The organism is Ravibacter arvi, from assembly GCF_039540405.1.
Taxonomy (GTDB): Bacteria; Bacteroidota; Bacteroidia; order Cytophagales; family Spirosomataceae; genus Ravibacter; species Ravibacter arvi.
The window spans coordinates 36,545-60,866 of sequence record NZ_BAABEY010000028.1; the positions used below are offsets into that span (position 1 = coordinate 36,545).

At 51.7% G+C, this 24,322-nt stretch carries 20 protein-coding genes and 1 tRNA gene; 10 read left to right on the forward strand and 11 right to left on the reverse strand.

Annotation, left to right across the window (positions count from 1 at the left end; genetic code table 11):
• The first annotated feature begins 3 nt into the window (after positions 1–3).
• The 3 genes from treF (at position 4) to carB (ending at position 4,742) form a co-directional block, all read left to right on the forward strand.
• The gene (gene treF, locus ABD852_RS15825) at positions 4–1,560 is read left to right on the forward strand and encodes an alpha,alpha-trehalase TreF (protein ID WP_345030635.1); all 1,557 of its coding nucleotides are present in this window, start codon (positions 4–6) and stop codon (positions 1,558–1,560) included.
• Positions 1,561–1,672: 112 nt separating this feature from the next.
• Positions 1,673–1,743, forward strand: a tRNA-Gln gene (locus ABD852_RS15830).
• Positions 1,744–1,913: 170 nt separating this feature from the next.
• Positions 1,914–4,742: a carbamoyl-phosphate synthase large subunit gene (gene carB, locus ABD852_RS15835; RefSeq protein WP_345030637.1), complete on the forward strand. Its 2,829-nt coding sequence runs from the start codon at positions 1,914–1,916 to the stop codon at positions 4,740–4,742.
• 70 nt (positions 4,743–4,812) lie between these two features.
• Here the strand turns inward: carB and ABD852_RS15840 are convergent, their stop codons facing one another.
• From ABD852_RS15840 to rpsL, 4 genes are all read right to left on the reverse strand, one after another.
• Positions 4,813–6,189, reverse strand: a complete 1,377-nt coding sequence (locus tag ABD852_RS15840) for a Gfo/Idh/MocA family protein (RefSeq protein ID WP_345030639.1) — start codon at positions 6,187–6,189, stop codon at positions 4,813–4,815.
• A 235-nt stretch (positions 6,190–6,424) separates the two neighbouring features.
• Positions 6,425–8,266, reverse strand: coding sequence for a carbon starvation CstA family protein (locus ABD852_RS15845; protein ID WP_345030642.1), 1,842 nt, complete (start codon positions 8,264–8,266; stop codon positions 6,425–6,427).
• A gap of 236 nt (positions 8,267–8,502) precedes the next feature.
• Complete coding sequence (rpsG, locus tag ABD852_RS15850) at positions 8,503–8,970, reverse strand: 30S ribosomal protein S7 (RefSeq protein WP_345030645.1); 468 nt, start codon at positions 8,968–8,970, stop codon at positions 8,503–8,505.
• A 117-nt stretch (positions 8,971–9,087) separates the two neighbouring features.
• Entirely contained in the window at positions 9,088–9,498 is a 411-nt protein-coding gene (gene rpsL, locus ABD852_RS15855; RefSeq protein WP_345030648.1) for a 30S ribosomal protein S12, read from the reverse strand.
• A gap of 300 nt (positions 9,499–9,798) precedes the next feature.
• Here rpsL and glmS point away from each other — a divergent pair, with 300 nt between their 5' ends.
• The 5 genes from glmS (at position 9,799) to ABD852_RS15880 (ending at position 14,495) form a co-directional block, all read left to right on the forward strand.
• Positions 9,799–11,637 (forward strand): glutamine--fructose-6-phosphate transaminase (isomerizing), encoded by a 1,839-nt coding sequence (gene glmS, locus ABD852_RS15860; protein ID WP_345030651.1) that lies wholly within the window; start codon positions 9,799–9,801, stop codon positions 11,635–11,637.
• A gap of 151 nt (positions 11,638–11,788) precedes the next feature.
• Positions 11,789–12,388 (forward strand): hypothetical protein, encoded by a 600-nt coding sequence (locus ABD852_RS15865; RefSeq protein ID WP_345030654.1) that lies wholly within the window; start codon positions 11,789–11,791, stop codon positions 12,386–12,388.
• A 115-nt stretch (positions 12,389–12,503) separates the two neighbouring features.
• Positions 12,504–13,079: a gliding motility lipoprotein GldD gene (gldD, locus tag ABD852_RS15870; RefSeq protein WP_486374942.1), complete on the forward strand. Its 576-nt coding sequence runs from the start codon at positions 12,504–12,506 to the stop codon at positions 13,077–13,079.
• A 107-nt stretch (positions 13,080–13,186) separates the two neighbouring features.
• Positions 13,187–13,918 carry a hypothetical protein gene (locus tag ABD852_RS15875; RefSeq protein WP_345030657.1) on the forward strand — a complete coding sequence of 244 codons (732 nt, stop codon included), beginning with the start codon at positions 13,187–13,189 and terminating at the stop codon, positions 13,916–13,918.
• Positions 13,911–14,495 carry a precorrin-2 dehydrogenase/sirohydrochlorin ferrochelatase family protein gene (locus ABD852_RS15880; RefSeq protein WP_345030658.1) on the forward strand — a complete coding sequence of 195 codons (585 nt, stop codon included), beginning with the start codon at positions 13,911–13,913 and terminating at the stop codon, positions 14,493–14,495. The genes ABD852_RS15875 and ABD852_RS15880 overlap by 8 nt, the downstream gene beginning before the upstream one ends.
• A gap of 27 nt (positions 14,496–14,522) precedes the next feature.
• On the opposite strand, the gene ABD852_RS15885 is transcribed toward ABD852_RS15880, so the two are convergent.
• Genes ABD852_RS15885 through rsmA form a run of 4 tightly spaced genes read right to left on the reverse strand, consistent with a single transcriptional unit; the run spans position 14,523 to position 17,446 of the window.
• Positions 14,523–14,846, reverse strand: a complete 324-nt coding sequence (locus ABD852_RS15885) for a nucleotide pyrophosphohydrolase (protein WP_345030660.1) — start codon at positions 14,844–14,846, stop codon at positions 14,523–14,525.
• A 1-nt stretch (position 14,847) separates the two neighbouring features.
• Positions 14,848–15,300: a D-aminoacyl-tRNA deacylase gene (dtd, locus tag ABD852_RS15890; RefSeq protein WP_345030661.1), complete on the reverse strand. Its 453-nt coding sequence runs from the start codon at positions 15,298–15,300 to the stop codon at positions 14,848–14,850.
• Complete coding sequence (gene mgtE, locus ABD852_RS15895) at positions 15,297–16,652, reverse strand: magnesium transporter (protein ID WP_345030663.1); 1,356 nt, start codon at positions 16,650–16,652, stop codon at positions 15,297–15,299. Before mgtE ends, dtd begins: the two co-directional genes overlap by 4 nt.
• Before the next feature lie 23 nt (positions 16,653–16,675).
• Positions 16,676–17,446: a 16S rRNA (adenine(1518)-N(6)/adenine(1519)-N(6))-dimethyltransferase RsmA gene (gene rsmA, locus ABD852_RS15900; protein WP_345030664.1), complete on the reverse strand. Its 771-nt coding sequence runs from the start codon at positions 17,444–17,446 to the stop codon at positions 16,676–16,678.
• A gap of 163 nt (positions 17,447–17,609) precedes the next feature.
• Between rsmA and ABD852_RS15905 the strand changes: the two genes are divergently transcribed.
• Positions 17,610–21,224 carry a PAS domain S-box protein gene (locus ABD852_RS15905; RefSeq protein WP_345030666.1) on the forward strand — a complete coding sequence of 1,205 codons (3,615 nt, stop codon included), beginning with the start codon at positions 17,610–17,612 and terminating at the stop codon, positions 21,222–21,224.
• Here the strand turns inward: ABD852_RS15905 and ABD852_RS15910 are convergent, their stop codons facing one another.
• The 3 genes from ABD852_RS15910 to ABD852_RS15920 are packed head-to-tail and all read right to left on the reverse strand — an operon-like array spanning position 21,225 to position 22,639.
• Positions 21,225–21,791, reverse strand: coding sequence for a hypothetical protein (locus ABD852_RS15910; protein ID WP_345030669.1), 567 nt, complete (start codon positions 21,789–21,791; stop codon positions 21,225–21,227).
• Positions 21,792–21,812: 21 nt separating this feature from the next.
• Positions 21,813–22,118 carry an NADH-quinone oxidoreductase subunit NuoK gene (nuoK, locus tag ABD852_RS15915; protein ID WP_345030671.1) on the reverse strand — a complete coding sequence of 102 codons (306 nt, stop codon included), beginning with the start codon at positions 22,116–22,118 and terminating at the stop codon, positions 21,813–21,815.
• Positions 22,115–22,639 carry an NADH-quinone oxidoreductase subunit J family protein gene (locus ABD852_RS15920; protein ID WP_345030673.1) on the reverse strand — a complete coding sequence of 175 codons (525 nt, stop codon included), beginning with the start codon at positions 22,637–22,639 and terminating at the stop codon, positions 22,115–22,117. The genes nuoK and ABD852_RS15920 overlap by 4 nt, the downstream gene beginning before the upstream one ends.
• Before the next feature lie 192 nt (positions 22,640–22,831).
• Between ABD852_RS15920 and ABD852_RS15925 the strand changes: the two genes are divergently transcribed.
• Positions 22,832–24,319 carry a peptide MFS transporter gene (locus ABD852_RS15925; RefSeq protein ID WP_345030675.1) on the forward strand — a complete coding sequence of 496 codons (1,488 nt, stop codon included), beginning with the start codon at positions 22,832–22,834 and terminating at the stop codon, positions 24,317–24,319.
• Positions 24,320–24,322: the final 3 nt, after the last annotated feature.

Below are 24,322 nucleotides of genomic sequence, written 5' to 3' on the forward strand. Positions count from 1 at the left end.
CCTATGCTTTCTACACCCGTAATTTCACACAAAACCGATTTTCTCCAGGAGTTCGGCGTACTTTTCAGAGATGTTCAGATGAGCGGAATTTTCTCGGATTCGATTACCTTTAATGACTGTATTCCCAAACATTCCCCCGCCGAAATATTGGCGAAATACAACACCGAACAGGAGGAAGCGGACTTTGACCTGGCCGATTTTGTCCTGGAAAATTTCGATTTCCCGGACTTCAAACCGCAGCACTACGAATCAAGGCTGGACCGGCCTATCGCCGATCATATCGAATTGCTCTGGGAAATCCTCACCAGGGAACATCTCGCCGAAAGCGGAAGCTCGCTCATTCCCCTGCCCAACCCGTACATTGTACCCGGCGGCCGTTTCAGGGGGCTCTATTACTGGGATAGCTACTTTAACATGCTCGGGCTGGAGGAAAGCGGGAAAATCGACCTGATTGAAAGTATGCTGGAAAATTTCAGCTTCCTGATCGGGGAACTCGGGTTTATCCCGAATGCCAACCGGACCTATTACCTGGGGCGATCGCAACCGCCCGTTTTTGTCCTGATGATAGAAATTCTTTCGCATCACAAAGGCCCGCAAACCTGGGACCGCTACCTCCCTTACCTGGAGAAAGAGTACCTTTTCTGGATGAATGGCCACGAACTCCTTTCGGAGGAAAACCCCGCGGCGAACCGTGTGGTGCGGCTGCCCGACGGCACCCTTCTGAACCGCTACTGGGACAATTCCGATGCGCCCAGGCCCGAGTCTTACCGGGAGGATGTAGAAGTGGGACGGCTTTCGGAAAGGAGCTCAAGGGAGGTGTACCGGCACATTCGTGCCGCCGCTGAATCGGGCTGGGATTTCAGCAGCAGGTGGTTCAAAAACGGCATGCGAATGGAGCACATTCATACTACCGACATCCTGCCCATTGACCTGAATTGCCTGCTCTGCCATACCGAAAAGGTGCTAATTGCCCATTATGCGGACTTACCGCACAAAAGGGAGCTTGTTGAGACACTTTCGCAAAGAATGTCAGCCCGGGAAACGGCCATACGCACTTTGTTCTGGGAAAAGCAAGCCGGCTTTTTCGTCGATTATGACTGGATAGAAGGGAAACGGCGCGATGTGCTGACGCTTGCCGCGCTTTATCCCCTTTTTTTTTCCTTGGCGTCCGCGCAGCAGGCAAAAAAAACCGCCGCAAAACTGGAAGCCCTTTTCCTGAAACCCGGCGGATTCGTGACTACTTTACATGAAAGCGGTCAGCAATGGGACCTCCCCAACGGGTGGGCGCCCCTGCATTGGATTACGGTCAGCGGACTGTCGCGGTACGGATTTGACGAACTTGCCAGGACCGGCTGCGAGCGCTGGCTCAGGGGCAATTACCTGGTGTATAAGAAAACAGGAAAAATGACCGAGAAGTACAACATGCTCGACCGCCTGGAAGATGCTCAGGGCGGCGAATACCCCAACCAGGATGGATTTGGATGGACCAACGGTGTCTTTCTCAAGCTGTCCAGGTTCATCAGGGAAGGCACGCTATCCTCCCAACCGCGCCGGTGGTAGCGGTTCCAAACCCCTTCCACAAAAGAATAACAAACATTTTTTAATAATATTTTCGGCCCGGATCTTGACAAGAATTGTTTATTCCTATACTTTTGCACCCACAATAAAGGATTGGCCGATGGTGTAATGGTAACACAGAACATTTTGGTTGTTTTATTCAGGGTTCGAGTCCTTGTCGGCCAACTACTTAAGAAGTCTCATTCAGTAACACGGATGAGACTTTTGTATTTTTTGGGGTTGATCTTGTCAATTCCGCGCACTGTCGCAGATTTGATAAAAATATTTAGTACTTAAGGCAAACACACCCTAACTTTGCGTAATTTTTAAATACCCAATTTCAAAGTCATACCAAGGTGCCCAAAAATCAAGATATAAAGTCAGTACTCATCATAGGTTCGGGTCCGATCATTATCGGTCAAGCCTGCGAATTTGACTATTCAGGCTCTCAGGCCGCCAGATCGCTCCGGGAAGAGGGAATCGAAGTCATTCTGATCAACTCCAATCCGGCCACGATTATGACCGATCCGATCAATGCGGACCACGTCTACTTAAAGCCGCTTGAGAAGAAGTACATTGTTGAAATCCTGGAAAAGCACAAGGTAGATGCCGTGCTGCCGACTATGGGGGGCCAGACGGCGCTCAACCTGGCAATTGACTGTGACAAAGCCGGAATCTGGAAAAAATACAACGTCCGGATCATCGGTGTGGATATCAAGGCAATTGAAACGACTGAAGACCGCGAGAAATTCAGGCTCAAGATGATTGAGCTGGGTGTAGGCGTCTGTAAAGGACGGACGGCCCGTTCCTTCCTGGAAGGAAAAGAAATTGCACAGGAAATTGGGTTTCCGCTCGTCATCCGCCCTTCCTTTACCCTTGGTGGGACAGGTGGTGGATTTGTCGAAAAGCCGGAAGACTTTGACAAGGCCCTTACCAGCGGGCTACACGCTTCGCCGGTTCACGAAGTTCTGGTAGAACAAAGTGTGATGGGCTGGAAAGAATACGAATTGGAATTGCTTCGCGACAGCACCGGCAATACCATTATCATCTGCTCGATAGAAAACTTCGACCCCATGGGCGTCCATACCGGCGACAGTATCACCGTCGCACCGGCCATGACGCTTCCCGATACCCTGTATCAGAAAATGAGGGACCTTTCCTTCAAAATGATGAACGGGATCGGCCAGTTCGCGGGCGGATGTAATGTGCAGTTCTCGGTTAACCCCGAAACTGACGACATCATCGCCATCGAAATCAACCCACGGGTGTCGCGCTCCTCGGCCCTTGCCTCCAAAGCAACCGGCTATCCTATCGCGAAAATTGCCGCTAAGATGGCAATTGGCTACAACCTGGATGAGCTCATGAACCCCATTACGGGAAGCACGTCCGCCTTCTTCGAGCCGACCATCGACTATGTAATTGTTAAAATCCCGCGTTGGAATTTCGACAAATTCCCCGGGGCCGACCGTTCACTGGGGCTCCAGATGAAATCGGTAGGCGAAGCGATGGGCATCGGCCGCAATTTCCAGGAAGCGCTTCAGAAGGCCTGCCAGTCGCTCGAAATCAGGAGAAACGGGTTAGGCGCCGATGGCCGTGAGCTGAGAGACCACGAAGCCATCAAACAGAGCCTGAAACACCCGAGCTGGAACCGGCTGTTCCACATTTATGATGCCTTCAAACTCGGGTTATCATTCAATACGATCCAGAACCTGACAAAAATCGACAAATGGTTCCTCCGCCAGATCGAGGAGCTGATCGAAATCGAGAAGGAAATCGAGCAATACGAACTGGAAGATCTCCCGCGCGAGCTTCTCCTGAAAGCCAAGCAAAAAGGTTATGCCGACCGGCAGCTTGCCCATCTGCTCGGCGTTAAGGAAAGCAAGGTTTACAACCGCAGAAAAGAGCTGAATATCAAGCGGGTCTACAAATGTGTAGACACCTGCGCAGCTGAGTTTACCGCCGAAACGCCTTATTATTACTCGACCTTTAACGCAACACAGGACGACCTCGACAACGAATCGGTGGTTTCCGACAAGAAGAAAGTCGTGGTGCTCGGTTCAGGCCCCAACCGCATCGGCCAGGGCATTGAATTTGACTACTCCTGTGTACACGGGGTACTGGCAGCGAAAGAATCCGGCTACGAAGCCATTATGATCAACTGTAACCCCGAAACCGTCTCCACAGACCCGGATATCTCCGACAAGCTGTATTTCGAGCCGGTGTTCTGGGAACACGTTTTCGATATCATTGAGCACGAAAAGCCGGAAGGTGTTATCGTACAACTCGGCGGCCAGACAGCACTCAAAATGGCCGAAAAGCTCGATAAATACGGCATTAAGATTATCGGGACCAGTTTCCACTCGCTCGACTGGGCGGAAGACAGGGGCCGTTTCTCCGCATTGCTCAGGGATCTTGATATCCCGTACCCAAAATTCGGGACGGTCAAAACGTCTGATGCTGCCGTGGAACTGTCCCGAGAGCTGGGTTTCCCGCTGCTTGTCAGACCGAGCTACGTGCTGGGCGGCCAGAACATGAAAATTGTGATCAACGAACAGGAACTGGAGCAACATGTAATCAAGATTCTCCAGGATATCCCGGACAACACCATTTTGCTGGATCACTTCCTGGAAGGCGCAATAGAAGCGGAGGCGGATGCAATTGCCGACGGAACCGACTCTTACATCATCGGCATCATGGAGCACATCGAGCCGGCCGGTATTCACTCCGGAGACTCGCATGCGGCATTGCCCACCTTCGGATTGTCGGCCGATGAGCTCAGACAAATTGAAGAGCACACGCAAAAGATCGCGAAAGCGATGGAAGTAAAAGGGCTGATTAACATCCAGTTTGCTGTCAAAGGTGGGGTGGTGTACGTAATCGAAGCCAATCCGCGGGCTTCTCGTACCGTGCCGTTTATTGCCAAAGCGTACCGCGAACCTTATGTGAACTACGCCAGCAAACTGATGCTGGGTGTGAAAAAAATATCCGATTTCAAATTCAACCCCTACAAAAACGGTTGGGCCATCAAAATCCCGGTGTTCTCATTCAACAAATTCCCGAATGTAAACAAGGAACTGGGACCGGAAATGAAGTCGACAGGCGAGGCCATCTATTTTATTGACGACCTTACCGACGATTTTTTCCAGAAAGTGTACGGCGAACGCAATCTGTACCTGAGCAGATAATCGCTTTAATCATACTAAAAAAGGGGGTCGGATACAGTATCCGACCCCCTTTTTTAGTATACGCTGCCATTCAAAACGCCCCTTTTATATTCCACCCTTTCCGGTACACCCGCTTCAGGTAGCGGTCAGCATCCGGATGGTTCGGAAAGCGCATTTTATCGGCGTCCCAATCGAGTACGACTCCCGGGACCCTGATCGCAACCGTACCGAGCAGAATGGCCTCAGTCATCGGGCCGGACTGCGCGAAATGAGATTCGGTGTTTTCTCCGCCCAAACAAGCATCTACGTAATGATGGTAGTGGTTCCTGGCCTCAATCCGTTTGAGATCCCGGCCAGTAAATTTGTCGGCCGGCAACAAAACCGGTGTTCCGCCGTGCGGGATGAGCAACGCCCCCTCTGTACCGATCAGCATCGATGATTCTGCAGGATAATTTTCTACGGAATATAGCGCCCGGATCTCTTCCGGCGGGTACATCGCCCCGTCAAACCACTCCAACGTCAGCTCATCTCCTTCAATCATCTTATTGCCCGGGAAGACCCACGTAATATGGTCGCCCTGCGGCCAGGTATCACTGCGACGCGCGGGCGAATCCTGCCAGGACTTTTGCACCTCTGCCACCACCGACCGGGGAGAAGAAAGCCCAAGACCTTTCCAGACGGCATCGAAGATATGACACCCGATGTCGCCGGACCAGCCGGTTCCGAAATCCTGCCAGGCCCGCCACTTCACCGGGTGATAGATGGCGGACGCATATGGGCGCATCGGCGCTGTTCCGACCCAGAGGTCCCAGTTCAGGCTTGCAGGCGCTTCTTCCGCCTGGTCGGGCCTCGGGCCGACCAGGCGATAATTATCAATAGCGCCGGGCCGGTTAGAGCAAAGGTAAGCGTGCTTCACCTTACCAATCAGCCCGTCTTTGATCCACTGTACGGCAGTCCGGTCGCCGGCACTCGACGCAATCTGTGTTCCGAGCTGGGTGACGACCCCTTGCTTAATGGCAGCCTTCGTCAGCAAACGTACCTCAGCCACATCGTGGCACATCGGTTTCTGGCAGTACACGTGCTTTCCCGCTTTGATCGCAGAATAAGCAATGGCAAAATGGTTGTGATCCGGAACCGTTACATTAACCGAGTCAATTTGATCGGCTTCTTTTCTCAACAGCTCGCGCCAGTCCGCATACAGCCTGGCAGTGGGATGCAACGCCGCTGCCTTTTTTAATTTCTCTTCATCCACGTCGCACAATGCCACAATATCTACCTTTCCATGCGACGCAAAATTGTTCAGATCCCCGGCACCCATTCCACCCACGCCAATAGACGCGTGCCTGAGCCTGCCCCTGGGAACCGGCCTGTTGCCCGTCATTGCGGCTAACGGATGGGCAAATGCAGCCGCTGCTGCGCCGAGCAGGAACTCCCTGCGGGAAAACGGGTACTTGTCAGCTTTTTTCATTTGTATAAAAAGGTTTGAGCGGTGAGTGGTGAGCTATTTATTCATCAGCCGTTTGTGTGCGGCTTGTAGCTGATACCTCAAAGCTCATGGCTATATCATGAAAAGGCGTTTAGATTAGGTGGCAACATCGGTGAGACAGGATGAACAATAAACCCTTTGACTCCCGATATTTACTTGAAATTTCTGAAAATATACCACCTGCCCGGCAGAGCGTCTCCCCAATAGCCTGCCACGCCTACCTCTCCACAAGCTCTTTAACCTCCTCGCCGTAGTAATCGGTTTTTACCGTTTCGATTTTCAACAGTTCGTACCATTTTTTGAAAGCCCCGACAAACACCACCAGCATGAGCACCATGGCGATAACCGCCAGGCCGGCCAGCAAATATTGCCCCTTGGGAAGATAAATATCGGTTACCTGGAGATAACCCGCCCAGAAGGTGATGAGCGCCATAAAAACGCCCGGAATCGCCGCGCACAACGCATACTTGCCCCGGTTCATACGGATCAGCATGGTGGTACAGACAATCAGCCCGCAAGCAGCCAGCAATTGGTTGCTGATCCCGAAGAGCGGCCAGATGCTGCTAACATTGCCGGTAAAAACCAGGTAGCCCCAGGCGAAAGTAAACGCGGCGCTGCTGATGATAATACCCGGCACCCAGTTTTTGTCGTTGAACTTAGGCATTACCGAACCCAGCATCTCCTGGAGAAAGAAGCGGCCCACCCGGGTTCCCGCATCGATCGCAGTCAGGATGAACACGGCTTCGAACATAATCGCAAAATTGTACCAGTAAGCCGTGAGCTCGTCCATATAAGGCACCTTGGCAAAAATGTGGGCCATTCCTACCGCCAGCGAAACCGCTCCGCCGGTCCTCCCATGCAGGTCAATACCAATGACGTCGGAATAATGCTGCAGATCCACCGTCTGAAGGCCGGGGTGTGCTGCCAAAAAGGCATCATAGGCTTCTTTCGGGGTATTGATAGCGAAATAATCCCCCGGCATCAGCGTACAGGCTGCAATCAGCGCCATCAAGGCCACAAAACCTTCCACGAGCATGGCGCCATAGCCTACAAAGAGGATTTGGCGCTCTTCTTCTATCATTTTAGGGGTGGTACCGGTAGCAATCACCACGTGGAATCCGGAAATAGCCCCGCAGGCGATCACGATAAAGATAAATGGCAGGACCGGCCCGCCGACTATAGGGCCGCCGCCGCCGATAAACTGTGTAAGCGCGGGCATCTGGACAGTAGGGTGGATCACGATCACACCGATAGCCAGCATAACGATGGTCCCGATTTTGAGGTAGGTGGAAAGGTAATCCCTGGGAACCAGCAACAGCCAGACCGGCAGTACCGACGCCAGGAAACCGTAAAGAGGAATGGCGACGGAGATTGTTTTAATATCCCAGGTAAAGAGGTCATTCATAAAATCGTTCTGCATCAGGCTGTGTCCGCCAATAATGCCCGCGATCAACAGCACGCCTCCCAGGATACTGGCGAAAGTCACGCTGTTTGCGCGGTAACGCATGATCAGCCCCATAATTACGGCGATAGGCATGGTGATGATCACCGTAAACAACGACCAGGACGCTTCGTGCATCGCATTGATACACGCCAGTGAAAGCCCCGCAAGCGTCAGGATCAGGATGAACAGGACGGCGAAACCGGCTACAGTTCCGGTAGTTTTCCCGATTTCTTTGGAAGCAATCGTAGCCAGGCTCTGGCCCTTGTGCCGTACGGAGGCGAACATCACGATCATATCGTGGACCCCGCCGGCCAGGACACAGCCTATCAGGATCCACAAGGCGCCCGGCAGGTAACCGAACTGGGCGGCGAGGACCGGTCCTACCAAAGGTCCTGCGGCTGCAATCGCAGCAAAATGATGCCCGAAAAGAACATTCTTGTTGGTGGCTACGTAGTCCTTGCCATCCGCAAATTCAATGGCGGGAGTAGTATGCCGGTTGCTGAGCTTAAGTACTTTGTTTGCTACAAAAAGCCCGTAGAAGCGGTACGCTATAGCGAAAATAAGCAGGGCGGCGAATACGAGTGTTAAAGCGTTTATATTGTCGAGTGATTCCATGCAGGGATTTTTTTAACCCGTTAAAAGTAAGGAAAAAATAGATAGCCCTCTGTTTCAAAGCGCGTCAAACTGCCCGGAACGGGCAATTGGTTTTCATCAACAGAAGCTTTCCTGCTGCCGCAGGAAATAACCTCCCGGTTACAGAACCATCATCTGGCTTTGAAGCTGACAGGCGGGAAAAGCAAAAAGGGAGCTCCGGACAGGAAACTCCCTTTTGTATTTTCAGGCGAACCCGATTACAGTCTGAAGTGCGAGAACGCCTTGTTGGCTTCTGCCATTCTGTGCGTATCGTCTTTCTTCTTCACAGAAGCACCTTCCCCTTTGGAAGCGGCGATGATTTCTGCTGCAAGACGGTCTACCATTGTTTTCTCACCACGCTTACGCGCATAGTTGATCAACCATTTCATTCCCAGCGCCTGCTTACGCTCCGGACGAACCTCCGTAGGCACCTGGAAGGTAGCACCCCCAACACGGCGGCTTTTTACCTCCACGGAAGGAGATACGTTGTTCAATGCCTTACGCCAGATTTCAAGACCATTTTCATTGGTCTTCTTCTCTACCAATTCCAGAGAATCGTAGAAAATGGAGTAAGAAAGACTTTTCTTGCCATCGTACATCAGGTTGTTAACAAATTTTGTTACCTGTACGTCGCGAAACTTCGGATCTGGCAGTAGGTATCTCTTTTTTGGTTTTGACTTTCTCATTGTCGGAATGCTGTTTTAAAAATAGGTCTCGTTTGGCAACTCTTTCACCCCGGTAACCGGGATTACTTCCCTTTATAGAAAATAACTAATTCACTATAATGCCTGAGAGAATTTCTTTTACTTCTTCTTACCTTTTGCCGGTGCTTCAACCTGACCCGGTTTCGGACGTTTTGCACCGTATTTAGAACGACGCTGTCTGCGACCATTTACCCCGGCGGTATCCAATGCTCCCCGAACAATGTGGTAACGAACACCTGGTAAATCTTTTACCCGGCCACCGCGCACCAACACGATAGAGTGTTCCTGAAGGTTGTGACCTTCACCCGGAATGTAAGCGTTCACCTCTTTCTGGTTGGACAAACGCACACGGGCTACTTTACGCAAAGCCGAGTTCGGCTTCTTTGGAGTGGTTGTGTACACGCGGGTACACACGCCACGACGTTGTGGACAAGAATCCAAAGCCGGAGATTTGGACTTCCACGTTAGTTTCTCTCTTCCTTTACGGACTAATTGTGAAATAGTAGGCATTTAATTGACTGATTTTTAACAATTTCAAGTTAAAATGAAACCATCGTTATTCATCCCGAAAAAAATTCGGACTGCAAAATTAAACAATCCTCAACCACTAACAAATTTCAACGGCAAGTATTTTATGGAACCTGCTCATTTTTAGCCCGATCAGGCCGTATTTGCCCGGAAAATCCAACCGCCCGGAAAAAATTTCCTGTTGTGTACGTACCCGGCACCCGCACCCCTTGCACCGACCCTTCCAGAGTCTTTAATTTGTACTTATCACAGCTTACTTATTAAAAAATTTAAAGAAACGTTATGTGTGGAATCGTAGGGTACCTGGGGAGGCGGGAAGCTTATCCCCTTATTATGAAAGGATTAAAACGACTCGAATACCGGGGTTACGACAGCGCCGGAATCGCCGTTTTCCAACAAAACAAGTTGAATGTTTTCAAGAAAAAGGGCAAAGTAGCCGACCTTGAACAGGCCATCGGCGCGAAAGATCTCAACGCGCAAGCCGGGATCGGGCATACCCGCTGGGCCACCCATGGCGAGCCCAACGATGCCAATGCCCACCCCCACCTTTCCGGTGACAAAAAGCTGGCCATTATTCACAATGGCATTATCGAAAACTACGCCGCACTCAAAAAAAGGCTCGAATCCAAGGGGCACCGTTTTCTCAGCGAGACCGACTCCGAAGTGCTTGTCCACTTCATTGAAGACATCCGGCAGGAAACAGGAGAAACGCTTGAAGATGCCGTCAGGATCGCCTTACGGGAAGTGGTCGGCGCCTACGCGATCGTACTCATGAGCGAAGACCACCCCGGCCGGCTCATTGCCGCCAGAAAAGGAAGCCCGCTGGTAATCGGCATCGGGAAGGACGAGTACTTTCTTGCCTCCGACGCCACGCCGATCGTAGAATACACCAAAGACGTGATTTACCTCAACGACCTCGAAATAGCCGTGGTCACCGCCGGCGAGCTCAGGATTACCGCTCCCGACAAAACAGAAAAACCACTTTTTATTCAAAAAGTCGAACTGGAACTGGAGGCCATCGAAAAAGGCGGGTACCCCCACTTTATGCTCAAGGAGATTTTCGGCCAGCCCAAATCCATTGCCGACAGCATGCGCGGAAGAATCCACGCAGGAAACGAATCCATCCAGCTGGGAGGCCTCACCGGCTACTTCGACCGACTTGCTGATGCCAGCCGCATCATTTTTATCGGCTGCGGCACCTCCTGGCATGCCGGCCTGGTAGCCGAATACCTTTTTGAAGAGCTGGCCCGGGTGAACGTAGAGGTCGAATATGCCTCCGAATTCCGGTACCGGAACCCCGTCATCCACCCCGGCGATGTGGTCATTGCTATTTCACAGTCGGGCGAAACCGCCGACACGCTGGCCGCTATTGAACTGGCCAAAGAAAACGGCGCAACCATCTTAGGCGTTTGCAATGCGGTCGGCTCTTCTATTGCCCGCGCCACACACGCCGGCGCCTACCTCCATGCCGGACCGGAAATCGGAGTAGCCAGCACCAAAGCCTTCACCTCCCAGGTGACGGTTCTTGCACTGATGGCTATCGCCCTGGGCAGGCGCAAAGGCACACTCCCCGACCATACTTTCCGGGAGCTTTTGAACGGGTTGCAATCGCTGCCGGGTCAAATCGAACAGGTACTCCGGAATTCAGACCGTATCAAAGAGATCGGCTATATTTTCACCTACGCCCGCAACTTTATCTACCTGGGCCGCGGCGTCCATTTCCCGGTTGCCCTGGAAGGCGCCCTCAAACTGAAAGAAATCTCCTACATCCACGCAGAAGGATACCCGGCAGCAGAAATGAAGCACGGCCCCATCGCGCTGATTGATGAAGACATGCCCGTCATTTTCATTGCAACACGGGACAGCTCCTATGAGAAGATCGTCTCCAATATCCAGGAAGTAAAAGCAAGGAAAGGGCGCGTGATCGCCATCGTGACCGAAGGTGACCAGTTGATTAAAACCCTGGTCGACTTCACCATCGAAATTCCATGGACCCACGAAATGATCAGCCCGCTGCTCTCCGTCGTGCCGCTGCAACTGCTCTCCTACTATATCGCGGTGATGCGCGGAAGAAACGTAGACCAGCCCAGGAACCTGGCGAAGTCGGTGACAGTGGAGTAGGGGTGAGGTATGAGGTATGAGCAGCTGGCATGCAGCTCATGGCTCACGGCTCATACCTCACCCTCCCTATTTCGCTACCGGTAATTTTTTGGCTTTCCAAATTCATTACATTTGCCTCGTCTCATCTATAACCTTAAGAGAATCAAAAAAAATGAAAGCCACGTTAACCACTTTTTTTTCCGTATTGGCGCTTTTTTTAACCGTACAATACACCATTGCCCAAAAACTGACTGTAAAGCAAGGCGACCTTAAGGCGCTGAGCGGCGAAACCTCACTCAATGTGGTTTACGAATATTCGCCCATGGGAGTAGGCAAATTTGACCGGGAGGAGGACTATCTGGCCAAGAAAGTGGCCGACTACAATGAAAAGGAAGCGGGGCGGGGCGATAAATGGAAGCTTTCCTGGATTGCCGACCGGCAGGAGCGATTCGAGCCCCAGTTCGAGGAGCTGTTCAACAAGTACGCAGAAAAAATCAAGGTAGGGTCGAACCCCTCCGCTGCCTATACCATGGTCGTTAAAACTACTTTTACCGAACCCGGTTTCAACGTTTATGTAACGCGCAAGAATGCCAGGATAGACGGAGAAGTACGGATCGTCAAAACCAGCGACCCCAACACACCTGTAGTGGTCATCAGCTTTGTCAATGCGCCCGGAAGGACCTTCGGCGGCAACGACTATGACACGGGTACCCGGATCCAGGAGTCTTATGCCGTATTGGGCAAAAACCTGGGCAAGATGTTCAGCAAATAAACGTTATGGAGTGGAAGGTGCGGGCGAAACCCATACCTTCCACCCCCATAGTTATCGGTAGCATTTAAATTTAATACCATTGATTCGCTGGTTAAAGTCCTCTCCTACTGTCTTTATCTTTATTCTGCCCGCTGCCTTTTTCCTGGCCGCCTGCGGGTCCGGCGGACAGGACGGATATATCCCTAAACCCAAAGGGTACCAGCGGATTGAGCTTCCGCCGCATGCCTATACCCGCTTGCCCGACAAACATCCGTATACTTTTCAAATCTCGAAGTACGCACGCGTGCTGCCCGATTCGTTCGCGCCCAACGAGCCCGACTGGATTTTTATTGACTACCCTAAAAACAAGGCCAATATTCAGCTCACCTATAAAAAGGTCAACAACAACCCAAAGCTGCTCAAAGAGTACATTGAGGACAGTTACAAGCTGGCGGCCAAACACCAGATCCATGCAACGGCCATACAGGAACAAATCCTTGTCACACCAAATGGTAAAACCGTTACCTTTTTCCGGCTTCTCGGCGACGTCCCCAGTCCCTACCAGTTTTATACCACAGATTCTACCCGGCACTTCCTCAGAGGAGCCATTTACTTCCCGGTAGCCAACAAAGGCGACTCTCTCGCCCCGGTCATCGATTACCTCAAAGCCGACCTGCTGGAACTCATCAATACACTTTCCTGGAGAAATTAAAGGAAATATCGCAATATTTACCTTTCCGGTCCGGTTCCATGACGCTATCTGATTGATTTGCGCTAGGATTACCTGTATATTTGTTTGTGTAATGCTTAGCTTAACCTATGGCCAAAAAGCAACCAAAGAATCAACTTGGTCTTGATTTTACCGTGCGCGGAGACCGCATGATTTACGTCGTCAGTGACGAAGGGAACCGGGATATATCCCGGCTGTTGTTCGACAAGCTCATGCGTCGCGAATGGGAGCTGGAACCTGCCGGGGACACGGCGGATATTACGTCCGGCCAGGAAGAGATCAGGACGATCGGGCATCGGTTGCTGTACCCGGAACAGGTGAAAATAGCCCGGGTATTCGGGCAACCTTCAGATTTCACCGGCTTTTCGGCCATCTACAACCAAAAGGGATGGGTTTTTGTCAACGCAGATGCCGAAAGCTATGAGCGGCGTTTTACCATATTCTTCCTGACGGCAACGCTCGGTTTATACCCCACCTACATGCAGGACGACTCGCTTCGTTCCAGGTCCGAGCAGCTTGTGCTGGAAGTATTGATGCCCGAAAAAGACATGAAAACTTTCCTCCCGGACAGCAGCACCCAACTGACGCCTTCGCTCGCGGCCGACATGTCCGACTTCTTTAAAGTGCCCTACATTCGGGTCCCTGCCCGTGCCTTTCAACTGGGGATTCTCACAGAAGAACAACTCGAAGCTTTTCCGCGGCTCAGGCCGCAGACGGGCAAGCAGGCAAAAGAAATCTTTATCTCGCACGATGCGAGCGTCGCCGACGATCTCGAAAATTATCTCTTCGGCGCCGGGGAGAAAGAAGAAGCTGATGAATAACCTGTTCCCGGTTTTCCTTAAACTCGAACATCTCCACAGCCTGATCGTAGGCGGCGGATACGTAGCGCACGAAAAGCTTACCGCGATACTGGCCAATTCCCCCCAAAGCAGGATTACGCTGGTAGCACCTGAAATCAGGGAAAGCATCCGGGAGATTGCCCTTGAAAATCCGCGGCTCACCCTTGAAAACAGGGACTTCGCTCCCGAAGACCTGGAAGAAAAAGACCTCATCTTCGTTGCTACCAACGTCCCGGAACTCAATCGCGCGATAAAAGCGCTCGCCTCCGAGCGACATCTGTTGGTAAATGTAGCCGACACCCCCGATCAATGCGACTTCTACCTCTCGTCGGTCGTACAGAAAGGAAATCTGAAACTGGGTATTTCTACAAACGGACTGTCCCCCACCCTCGCGAAGCGGCTCAGGGAAGTGCTCTCGGACGCAATTCCCGACAATCTGGAAACGGCTATGCATCAACTCAACGAACTCAGAAATTACCTGAAAGGGGATTTTGCCAGGAAAGTGGATGAACTCAATGCCCTCACGGAAAGCCTGGTTCGGAAAAGGGGCAAGGGTTGAGTCGTAAGGGGTGAGCTATGAGGTGGGTTAGAGTTTGGGGTTTTCGCGGTGGCGGTCTTTGTCGCGCGCGGTTTTTTTCTCCAGGTTTTTCCGGAATTCTTCCGTGAGGTCGATGCCGGTCTGGTTGGCCAGGCACATCAATACCCAGAGCACATCTGCCATCTCATCGCCCAGGTCTTTGCCAAGCTCCGATTTTTTAAACGACTGATCGCCATAGGTTCGCGCCATTATCCTGGCCAGCTCGCCCACTTCTTCCGTCAGGATGGCCATGTTCGTCAACTCCGAAAAATACCGGACGCCGTAAGTTTTGATCCAGGTATCTACTTCCTGCTGTGCTTCCGAAATGGTCATGTTAAATACGGTTTTTCGAATCAATAATGATGGTTACCGGGCCATCGTTTACGAGGTCTACTTTCATGTCCGCCCCGAAAACGCCGGTTTCTATTTTCTCGCCTGATTCACGCTCAAGAAAGGCTGCTGTCGCTTCGTAGAGGGGAATCGCTACCTCCGGTCGCGCCGCTTCGATAAAAGAAGGGCGGTTGCCCTTTTTTGTACTGGCGTGGAGGGTAAACTGGCTGATCAGTAAAATTCTGCCGCCGACCGCCTTCAGGTCCAGGTTCATTTTTCCCTCGCTGTCACCAAACACCCGTAAGGCGAGTATTTTCTTTCCCAGCCAGTCAATGTCCTCGGTGGTATCGCTATGGGTGATACCGAGGAGCACAACGAAACCTTTTTCTATTTTTCCCTGTACCGCATCGTCTATCCTGACCTCCGCTTTTGAAACTCTTTGAATTACCGCAATCATAAACCCAGCAGCACGTGTGCAATTCCAAAATAAACGCCGTACCCAATCAGGTCGTTGGCGGTTGTGATAAAGGGGCCGGAAGCAACTGCCGGGTTGATCCCGAGTTTATCCAGCAAAATGGGGGTTACCGTCCCCATAAATGAGGCGAGAAAGATAACGGCAATCAAAGCGAGCGATACGACAATGGCCAGGTGCAGCCCGTTTCCGAGAAGCATGTTGAAGCCAAACACAACGGAACTGATAATCAGCGAACTAATCAATGCCACCATAGACATCCGCATCAACCGAAGCCCCAGCGATTCATCCAATCCCGATTTATCGGCAAGGCTTTGCAGGATAATCGATGATGTCTGAATTCCCACATTTCCGCCCATAGACCCTATAATCGGGATAAAAGCCGCCATAGCCGGCACGAGCGCAAGGTCCTTCTCAAAAAGTCCTATGAATTTTGCCGCCAGCATCCCTCCCATCATCCCGACGAGCAGCCAGGGCAGACGGGCACGCGTCTGTTTCCAGACGGTATCGTCTTCCTCTACGTCGCCGGTGATACCGGCCATGGCCATGGTGTCCGAGCTGGCCAGTTCCTTGATCACGTCTACGACGTCATCAATGGTGATTTTGCCAAGCAACCGCCCCTGCACGTTCACCACGGGAATTGCTTCAAGGTCATACCGCTGCATCAGCTCCGCTACTTCTTCGGCCGGGCGGTAGGTTTCCACGTAGATCATGTCCTGGTCATACAGGCTTTCTACCCGGGTGTTCTTATGGGCAAGCACAATTTTCTTCAACGATATCCGGCCCAGAAGGATATTCTGGTCATCCACCACGTAAACGGCATACACCTTCTGGACATTCTCCGCCTGTTTCCGGATTTCTTCAATACACTGGTTCACCGTCCAGTTGATATTGGCCTTTACCAGCTCCTTCTGCATGAGACCGCCCGCCACGTTCTCGTCGTAGTGCAGCAGATCCAGGATGAACCTGGCCTGTTCGCGGTCTTCGAGCAAAGCAATTACCTCTTCCCGCACCCGGATAGGCTGATCATTCAGCAAATCCACGGCATCATCCGAATCGAAGAGGTTCACGTAGCGGGCTATCTCTTCGGAGGTGAAGTGTTTCAGGAACTCGTTCCGCTCCGACCGGTCAATACCGGCCAGAATTTCTGCGCCCGACGGCGTGTCAAGCAGGTTCAGCAGATAACGGGCTGAAGGCGTCTCGAGCTCATCCAGCACCAACGATATATCTGCCGGGAACAGTTCCCCCATCTCGGAACGAAGCGCATCCGAATCTTCTGCAGCAATCAGCGCATTGACATGCTCAAGGTATTCCTTACTTAGCTCGAATGTTGACATACCTTCTCGCGATTAATCTTTAGCTATTCCTTAACGGACGCCAACAGGCGGGTCAGCTCTTCAAAGTCGCTGACGCTGAGCTGTTCTGCCCGTTGGGTCATGAACCTGTTTTCCGGTATCTCCAGGCCGAGGGGAGCGAGCGCGTTTCTCAGCATTTTGCGACGCTGGTTGAACGCCGTTTTCACCACCGAAAAGAACAGTTTTTCGTCGCAATCAAGTTTTTTCACCTCGTTTCTTTTGAGCCGGATCACCCCGGACTGTACCTTGGGTGGCGGCGAAAAACTCCCCGGCGGAACCGTAAACAGGTATTCGATCTCATAAAATGCCTGGAGCAGCACACTCAGAATACCATAATCCTTATTTCCCGGCGGAGACGCAATCCGCTGCGCTACTTCTTTCTGAAGCATGCATACCACTTCCGACACCTCGTCACGGTAACTGAGCACACGAAAGAAGATCTGCGAGGAAATATTATACGGGAAATTACCGATCACCGCAAACGGGCTTCCCATCGAACCGGGTTGCCATTCCAGGAAATCTCCTTCAATAATACGGCCATGAAGGGCGGGAAAATGAACGTTCAGATAGTCTACCGACTCCTGGTCTATTTCGATCACCCAGGTTTCAAACCTTTTGTCTTCCAGTAAAAAGCCGGTCAACACGCCCATTCCGGGGCCTATTTCCAATGCTTTCTGATAGCCGCCATGACCGGTCAGCGCCGTAGCGATGGCCCGGGCGGCCGCTGTGTCCTTCAGGAAGTGCTGACCCAGATGCTTTTTCGCTCTAACTCTCATCGTTGTCGATTGCCGGGCTCCGTCTGAATCGGACCTCTCCTACCAGAACCTGAGAACTCCCTGTTTTAAAAATGTTGGACAAAAATAGGTTTTAATTCTTAGATTTAGTGGTTAATAAAAACAGTTAAATCGTTACGTGCGGGTATTCCGAGCCGCCTTTTACATGGAGACAATCGCCGACAAACACACCTGGCAAACCGCCAATTCTTCACTTGCCTATCTCAATATGCTGGGCGTAACACTGGACATTCACTTTAATATCCGGTCCGTCAACGCCTTCCTGCTCCGGAAAACAAGCTGGGCCCCTGAAGAACTGATCGGCAAAAACTTCATCGACTTCCTGATCCCCAGTGAAAACCGCGCGGAAATACGCCTCTTGCTGCAGGACGGCCTGGAGGGTCATACCCGCCTCGAACGCACCGAGATCAGTTTCTATGACCGCCACCAGGCGCTGCGCACCATGGTGGTTAACTCGGTCTGGCTCCTGGAAAACGACGGCGTACAACAGGCTTTCACCCTTGTGGGGGATGACATCACGCGCAGGAGGAAAATGGAAGCGGCACTCTCCAAATCCAACAGCCAGCTGCAGGACCTGGTTGAAAACACCAGCGACATTATCTTCCTGATCACCCTCGAGGGGAAGTTCATTTTCGTCAACAAGGAGTGGTGCGAGGTACTGGGCTACAACCTTCAGGAAATCAGCTCGCTATCACTGGACGATGTTCTGGATCCCGACCACAGGACCCAAACCTACGACCAGCTGGAACGAATTAAGGAAGGGGAAACGACGCCCGACTTCGAGACCGTTTTTCTCAGCAGATCGGGTAAAAAAATTATACTGTCAGGCAGCGTCAACTGCCGCTATGACAATGGAAAACCTACGGCCTTCCGTTGTATTCTGCATGACTTCACGGATAAGAATCGTGCAGAGAAAGCCGAAAACCTCTACTACAGCATTGCCAGCTGGACCATCAACTCGGCCCATCTCGACGACTTCTACCAGAAGATACACCACGAGCTGGGCAAAATCATAGATGCCAATAACTTTTTCATCGCCCTCTATGACGCGAAAGAAAGTTGTATCTATTTTCCTTATTACGTGGACGCCTACTTTCCCAAATCGGTCAGGTTCACGAAAAGAAAGCTGGGGACCGGCGTAACGGAATATGCCATTGCCTCCAACAAGCCGCTGTTCCTCTATGAAAATGACATAGAAGAGCTCGCCCGCACCAATAGCCTCTACCTCTACGGCGTTACGCCGAAAATTATGATATGCGTCCCCTTGAGGATAGGCGACCGCATCACTGGGATTATAGGTGTGAAATCCTATTCAAGCCCCAATACCTACGACCGGCGGGACCTTGAACTGCTCGAGTTTATATCGGGACAAATTGCACTTGCCATTGAACGGAAACAGCACGAAGAAGAGCTGAACAAATATGCGGCCCGCCTCAATGCGATCTTCGAAAGCAGCTCTCATATGATCTGGTCGGTTAACCGAAACCTGCAGCTAACCTCGTACAACAAAAACTACCTCCAGGTAATCGAGCAAAACGCGATTTCCGGTTCTGTTTCGAGGGGCAACAGCGCGCAGATGGGCTGGCGGATGTTGGGCATCCAGAACCGCCGCGCCCTGGAAAATCACTATAAGCAGACGTTCAAGGGGATTCCGCAGTACTTTGAAATGAAAATTAATACGCGGGCGGAAGGTGAGCTCTGGCTGGAATTCCATTTTAACCCGATCCTGCTCTCGGGTGGGAATATCGAAGAAGTCTCCGGTATCGCCCGGGACATTACCCGGCGCAAGCAGGCGGAAATCAGCCTGCGTCAGAACGAGGAAAAATTCCGGGGAATATTTGAAAACCTGCAGGACATCTATTGCAGAATGGATAGAAAAGGGACCATTACCATGATCAGCCCGTCTGTCTTCAAGCGAACCGGCTATACTCCCGCCGAAGTGCTGAACAAGCCGATCACGGATTTCTTCACCAACAAGGCGTTGATGATAGATTCTTTCCGGAAGCTCAAACGCTACAGCAGCCTCAGAAACGTAGAGGGCGAACTGAGAATTAAGGACGGGTCTATCCGCCAGTACATGTTTAATATGCTGATGTTCAGCAACGAGGCCGGCGATATGGTAGAGATAGCGGTGCTGGCGCGGGACATTACCGTCCTGAAGCAAAACGAATTTGAGCTGAGAAAATCGAAGGAACAGGCAGAACGCCTTCTGAAAGTAAAAGAAGATTTCCTGGCCAATATGAGCCACGAAATCCGTACTCCAATGAACGGGGTTATCGGCATGATCGACCTGCTGGGAAGCACCCGCCTCAACCCCGAACAACAGGATTATGTCCATACCATCAAGCGCTCTTCGGAAACGTTGCTCGACATTCTGAACGATATCCTTGATCTTTCAAAGATCGAAGCCGGAAAAATGGAATTGCACCCTGTTGCCGTTGAGCTCGATGACATTTTTGCCAAGCTCCTGGCGCTTTTCGGCCAGACTGCGAAAAACAAAAACAACAGCCTCCGGTTTACGAAAGCGACGGAACTGCCGCGGTACATTGTCGCCGACCCTACCCGCCTCCTTCAAATTCTCTCCAACCTTACCTCCAACGCGCTGAAATTTACCGAAAATGGAGAAGTACACATTGTGGTCAGCGACATTACCGAACCGGGCAGGAAACTGAAGCTGAAAGTAGAGGTGCGGGATACGGGGATAGGCATTTCTCCGGAAGATCAAAAGATGTTGTTCACCTCCTTTACGCAGGTCGACAATTCTTCCCGCAAGTCCTTCGGAGGAACCGGTCTCGGCCTTGCCATTTCCAAACAACTCTGTAAGCTGATGAACGGGGATATCGGGGTAGTTTCAAAGCAGGGGACCGGAAGCACTTTCTGGTTTACTTTCGAAACCGAAGTAAGCGCCAAGGTTCCCGAATCGTCTGCAGCCCGGGAAAAAGAGCCTTCCATTAATAATACCTTCGGCGATCGCCATCCCTACATCCTGCTTGTGGACGATAACGCCGTAAATCGCAAGGTGGCGGGTGAAATTCTCAGGAAAGCGGGGGCCGAAGTAGATGCGGCCGCGAGCGGGTTTGAGGCCATTGAGCGTATGGAGTCCCTGGCCGGGAAAGGGGGAAAGGGGTATGACCTGATCCTGATGGATATCCAAATGCCGGATATGGATGGCATCCAGACCACGGCTAAATTACGCGGGAAATTCGGAAAGCAATTGCCGCCTGTAGTTGCTATGACCGCCTATTCCATGAAGGAGGACCAGGAACGCTTTATCCGCCAGGGTATGGATGACTACCTGGCCAAACCGATCCGGGCCTTGCAGCTTATTCAAAAAGTAGCCGATCTCACCCGAACGGGAGACACCGGAACAGACCTCGAAGCTGAGGAAGCCGATACACCGGCCGGTCCGCCGGTATTGGACCAGGAGATTGTCTCGCAATTGAAATCGATAGGCGGGGAAGACCTGGTCTGGTCGGTATATGACGATTTTATCGGAGAATCTTCCGAGCTCGTTGCTGAAGCTGTAACCGCCTGGGAGGCAAAAGACATCGCTACCGTAAAAAGTCACCTGCATACCTTAAAAGGCAGCGCGGGAACAGTAGGAGCTATGCAAATTGCCGAAATTGCGCGGGACGCAGAGGGGCGGCTCAAAAATAATGACACGTCGACCCTCGCGGAAGCAATCCCGGCACTTTCAGATTCTTTTGCCTTGTTCTCCAAAGCTTATAAAGACCTGGTGGAGGATTATCTCAAAGCCTAGTCAGGCAGTAAAGATCCGGCGATCTGTGATCAGGTGACGCGACTGTTCCAGGAAATCCACAAAAGCGAGAATCTGCCTTTTCTGAACGGAAAAGTCCGTTTGCAGATCATATTCTTCGGTAAACAAATCGGAAAAGTCGGTGATAATATACCGGAGCGTCGTCACGCCGCGCGATTGCAGCGCCGGCAGGTAAAAGTTCTGATGGTCTTCCGCAAAACGTTGTTCCGAATAACTTTTGGTTGACTTGAGATCTACAGCCATGGATCTTCCCAAAACATCTGCAAAGCCATAGAAGAGCACATCGCCGATGGGGTACTCGCAATAGACCTGCGTGGCAACCATCGGGCTGGGCAGCAGATGGCGCGCTCTGATGATCACGTCGGGGTCGAACAAATCCTCACCAACCCCCTTTAAAACCGCGTCTTCAAATGAAACACCCCGCGCCTGCGCCTCGGTCTGCGGAATGGGCACCCGGTTGATCCGGTCCAGTAATTCCTGGTCGGTGACGAGCCCTCTTTCGAAGCGGGCGAAAGTGTTGAGAAGCGTCGGATAGACTTTGTACTTCATGATCGCTCCAAAGCAGTACGGCTAGCCCTTCAGCCGGTTTATCTGGTCCGGGTCCACCGTCTTGAAATGATCAAATACTCGCAGGATGATCGCGAGCGCAATGGCTACTTCACACACCGCAACCACCATCACAAAAAGAGCAAAAAGCTGTCCCTGCAGGTGGGCCGGGTCATGACGGCTGAAAGCAACCAGGTTGAGATTGACGGCGTTCAGCATCAGCTCCAGCCCCAGCAACACGCCGATTGCGTTTTTTTTGGTCACGGCAACTGCCAGGCCAATCGAAAACAGGGTACACCCTACGAGCAGGAAGTGCGTTACAGGGATCACGATCGCGTTTGTTTGATTCTGTTGAAAGCCAGGTAGCCGGTACCGACCAGTACCGCCAGTAAAAGTACCGCCACCATTTCAAAGGGGAGCAAATGGGTGGTCATAAGCGCCAACCCGATCTTTTCCATGGTAGATTTCTGCGCCGCATAGGGACCGTCGAGGACGAAGTCGGCGGTAACGATCACCTTTGCCAACATTGCGAAAACCAGCACGGCAACGACGCCGCCCAGTATCATGCCCCGGTTCTCTGCCAGGACACGGTTACTTGCAGCACTGGATTTTACTTTGGGCTGATGAGTAAGCATAATCCCGAAAACCAGCAGGACCAGCACCCCACCTACGTACACCATAATTTGCGCCACGGCCAGGAAATCGGCCATAGCCAATACATACAGGGCCGCAACCCCGAAAAAAGTGATGAACAAAGCGAATGCGGCGTACATCAGATTTCGCGTGAAAAGTATCAGGAGCGCCGCTGCTATCGCCAACCCCGCAAACAAATAAAATGCGATTTGCTCCATAAAGCCGGTTGTAGATTTTTGGTCCCGCCAAAGTTAGCCATTAATCCGATAGAGAATAGGGAGACTCCCGGCGACTTTTTCGGGACTTACCGATTATTTCACATTTATACTATATTGCGGCCTATTTGAGATTTCTTAATCTACTTCAAAATCAACAAAAAACCGTTTGCAAAAACTATACGTTTAAAATCTATGGAAGCAACCATCTCCCAAAAGCACCCGAGGGGCCTGTACGTTCTTTTCTTTGCAGAAATGTGGGAACGCTTCAGCTACTATGGCATGCGTGCGATCCTGTTGATGTACCTGATTGACCAGGTACGGGGCGGACTCGCCTTGTCTGTCGCGGAAGGAAGTGCCATTTACGGCATTTATACGGCGTCTGTTTACCTCCTTTCCCTCCCGGGCGGCTGGGTGGCCGATAACGTATTAGGCCAGAAAAAATCCATTTTCTATGGCGGTATCATCATCATGCTCGGGCATATTATCCTGGCTATACCGGCCTCCCAGGCGGTTTTCTTCCTGGGCCTGGCCGTAGTTGCCCTTGGAACCGGCCTGTTAAAACCCAATATCAGTTCCATTGTGGGTGAGCTCTACCCTGAAGGGGGCGCCCGCCGCGACGCCGCATTTTCAATCTTTTACATCGGCATTAACCTGGGCTCGTTCCTGGGAATGATGACGGTGGGGTACCTCGGCCAGAAAGTCAATTGGCATTACGGCTTCGGAGCGGCTGCTATCGGCATGTTTCTAGGTTTGCTGGTATTTAAATTTGCCGGTGACATCTACCTGAAGGGGTTGGGCGCCCCGCCCGTTCAAAAGAAACGCCAGGCAACCGATACCGCTTCCGGCAAAGAGAAGTCACTGGGTATCGGCCTCGTCGGTTTGCTCGTTGTTTTCCTCGTTACGCTCCAGCTAACAGGAGTTATCGACGTCACCTCCGCACAAGGACTGGCGCAGGCCATGGGCATTATCATTGTTTCGGTGGCGCTCATCTACTTTTTTTACATTTTGCTCGCCGGCGGATTAACCCTGCCAGAAAAAAAGCGGGTCGGCGTACTGATCATCTTTTTCTTCGCGGCAGCAGTATTCTGGTCGGGCTTTGAACAGGCAGGGACTACGTTTCAGATCTTCGCGGAACGCCACACGTTCAGAACCATCGGCAATTTTGAATTTCCTTCCAGCTGGTTCCAGAATTTCAACCCGTTCTTTATTGTTACCCTGGCGCCGGTTGTAGCTGCACTCTGGATTTACCTCGCACAACGTAACATCAACCCGCCGATCCCGGTCAAATTTGCGATCGGTTTATTGCTCCTTGCCTGTGGCTTTCTGATCATGCGGCTCGGCGCCCAGGAAGCCCTCAGCGGACAACTGGTGTCCCCCGTCTTTCTTGCTGCTACCTACCTCATCCATACGGTAGGAGAACTATGCCTCAGCCCGGTAGGATTGAGTTCTTTTACAAAACTGGCGCCAAAGCGCTTCGTAAGCCAGCTGATGGGAATCTGGTTTGTCGCAGCATCGCTCGGGAACCTTATCTCGGGTTTGTTTGCGAGCAATTTCGATGAAGAAAATATAGCGCAGATGCCGAACCTGTTTACCCAGGTATTTATGGTTACCGGCGGATTCGCGCTCTTGCTGTTGCTTTTTTACAAGCCTATCAAAAAATGGATGGGTGGAATCGAATAATTT

Coding starts and splice junctions, on each gene's coding strand:
- ABD852_RS15920 (WP_345030673.1), bottom strand. CDS start 22,639: ATGGAGCAAATCGCATTTTATTTGTTTGCGGGGTTGGCGATAGCAGCG.
- ABD852_RS15875 (WP_345030657.1), top strand. CDS start 13,187: ATGGCCAAAAAGCAACCAAAGAATCAACTTGGTCTTGATTTTACCGTG.
- ABD852_RS15880 (WP_345030658.1), top strand. CDS start 13,911: ATGAATAACCTGTTCCCGGTTTTCCTTAAACTCGAACATCTCCACAGC.
- ABD852_RS15865 (WP_345030654.1), top strand. CDS start 11,789: ATGAAAGCCACGTTAACCACTTTTTTTTCCGTATTGGCGCTTTTTTTA.
- ABD852_RS15840 (WP_345030639.1), bottom strand. CDS start 6,189: ATGAAAAAAGCTGACAAGTACCCGTTTTCCCGCAGGGAGTTCCTGCTC.
- ABD852_RS15925 (WP_345030675.1), top strand. CDS start 22,832: ATGGAAGCAACCATCTCCCAAAAGCACCCGAGGGGCCTGTACGTTCTT.
- rsmA (WP_345030664.1), bottom strand. CDS start 17,446: ATGAGAGTTAGAGCGAAAAAGCATCTGGGTCAGCACTTCCTGAAGGAC.
- ABD852_RS15905 (WP_345030666.1), top strand. CDS start 17,610: ATGGAGACAATCGCCGACAAACACACCTGGCAAACCGCCAATTCTTCA.
- ABD852_RS15885 (WP_345030660.1), bottom strand. CDS start 14,846: ATGACCATTTCGGAAGCACAGCAGGAAGTAGATACCTGGATCAAAACT.
- ABD852_RS15845 (WP_345030642.1), bottom strand. CDS start 8,266: ATGGAATCACTCGACAATATAAACGCTTTAACACTCGTATTCGCCGCC.
- dtd (WP_345030661.1), bottom strand. CDS start 15,300: ATGATTGCGGTAATTCAAAGAGTTTCAAAAGCGGAGGTCAGGATAGAC.
- glmS (WP_345030651.1), top strand. CDS start 9,799: ATGTGTGGAATCGTAGGGTACCTGGGGAGGCGGGAAGCTTATCCCCTT.
- rpsL (WP_345030648.1), bottom strand. CDS start 9,498: ATGCCTACTATTTCACAATTAGTCCGTAAAGGAAGAGAGAAACTAACG.
- mgtE (WP_345030663.1), bottom strand. CDS start 16,652: ATGTCAACATTCGAGCTAAGTAAGGAATACCTTGAGCATGTCAATGCG.
- rpsG (WP_345030645.1), bottom strand. CDS start 8,970: ATGAGAAAGTCAAAACCAAAAAAGAGATACCTACTGCCAGATCCGAAG.
- ABD852_RS15910 (WP_345030669.1), bottom strand. CDS start 21,791: ATGAAGTACAAAGTCTATCCGACGCTTCTCAACACTTTCGCCCGCTTC.
- treF (WP_345030635.1), top strand. CDS start 4: ATGCTTTCTACACCCGTAATTTCACACAAAACCGATTTTCTCCAGGAG.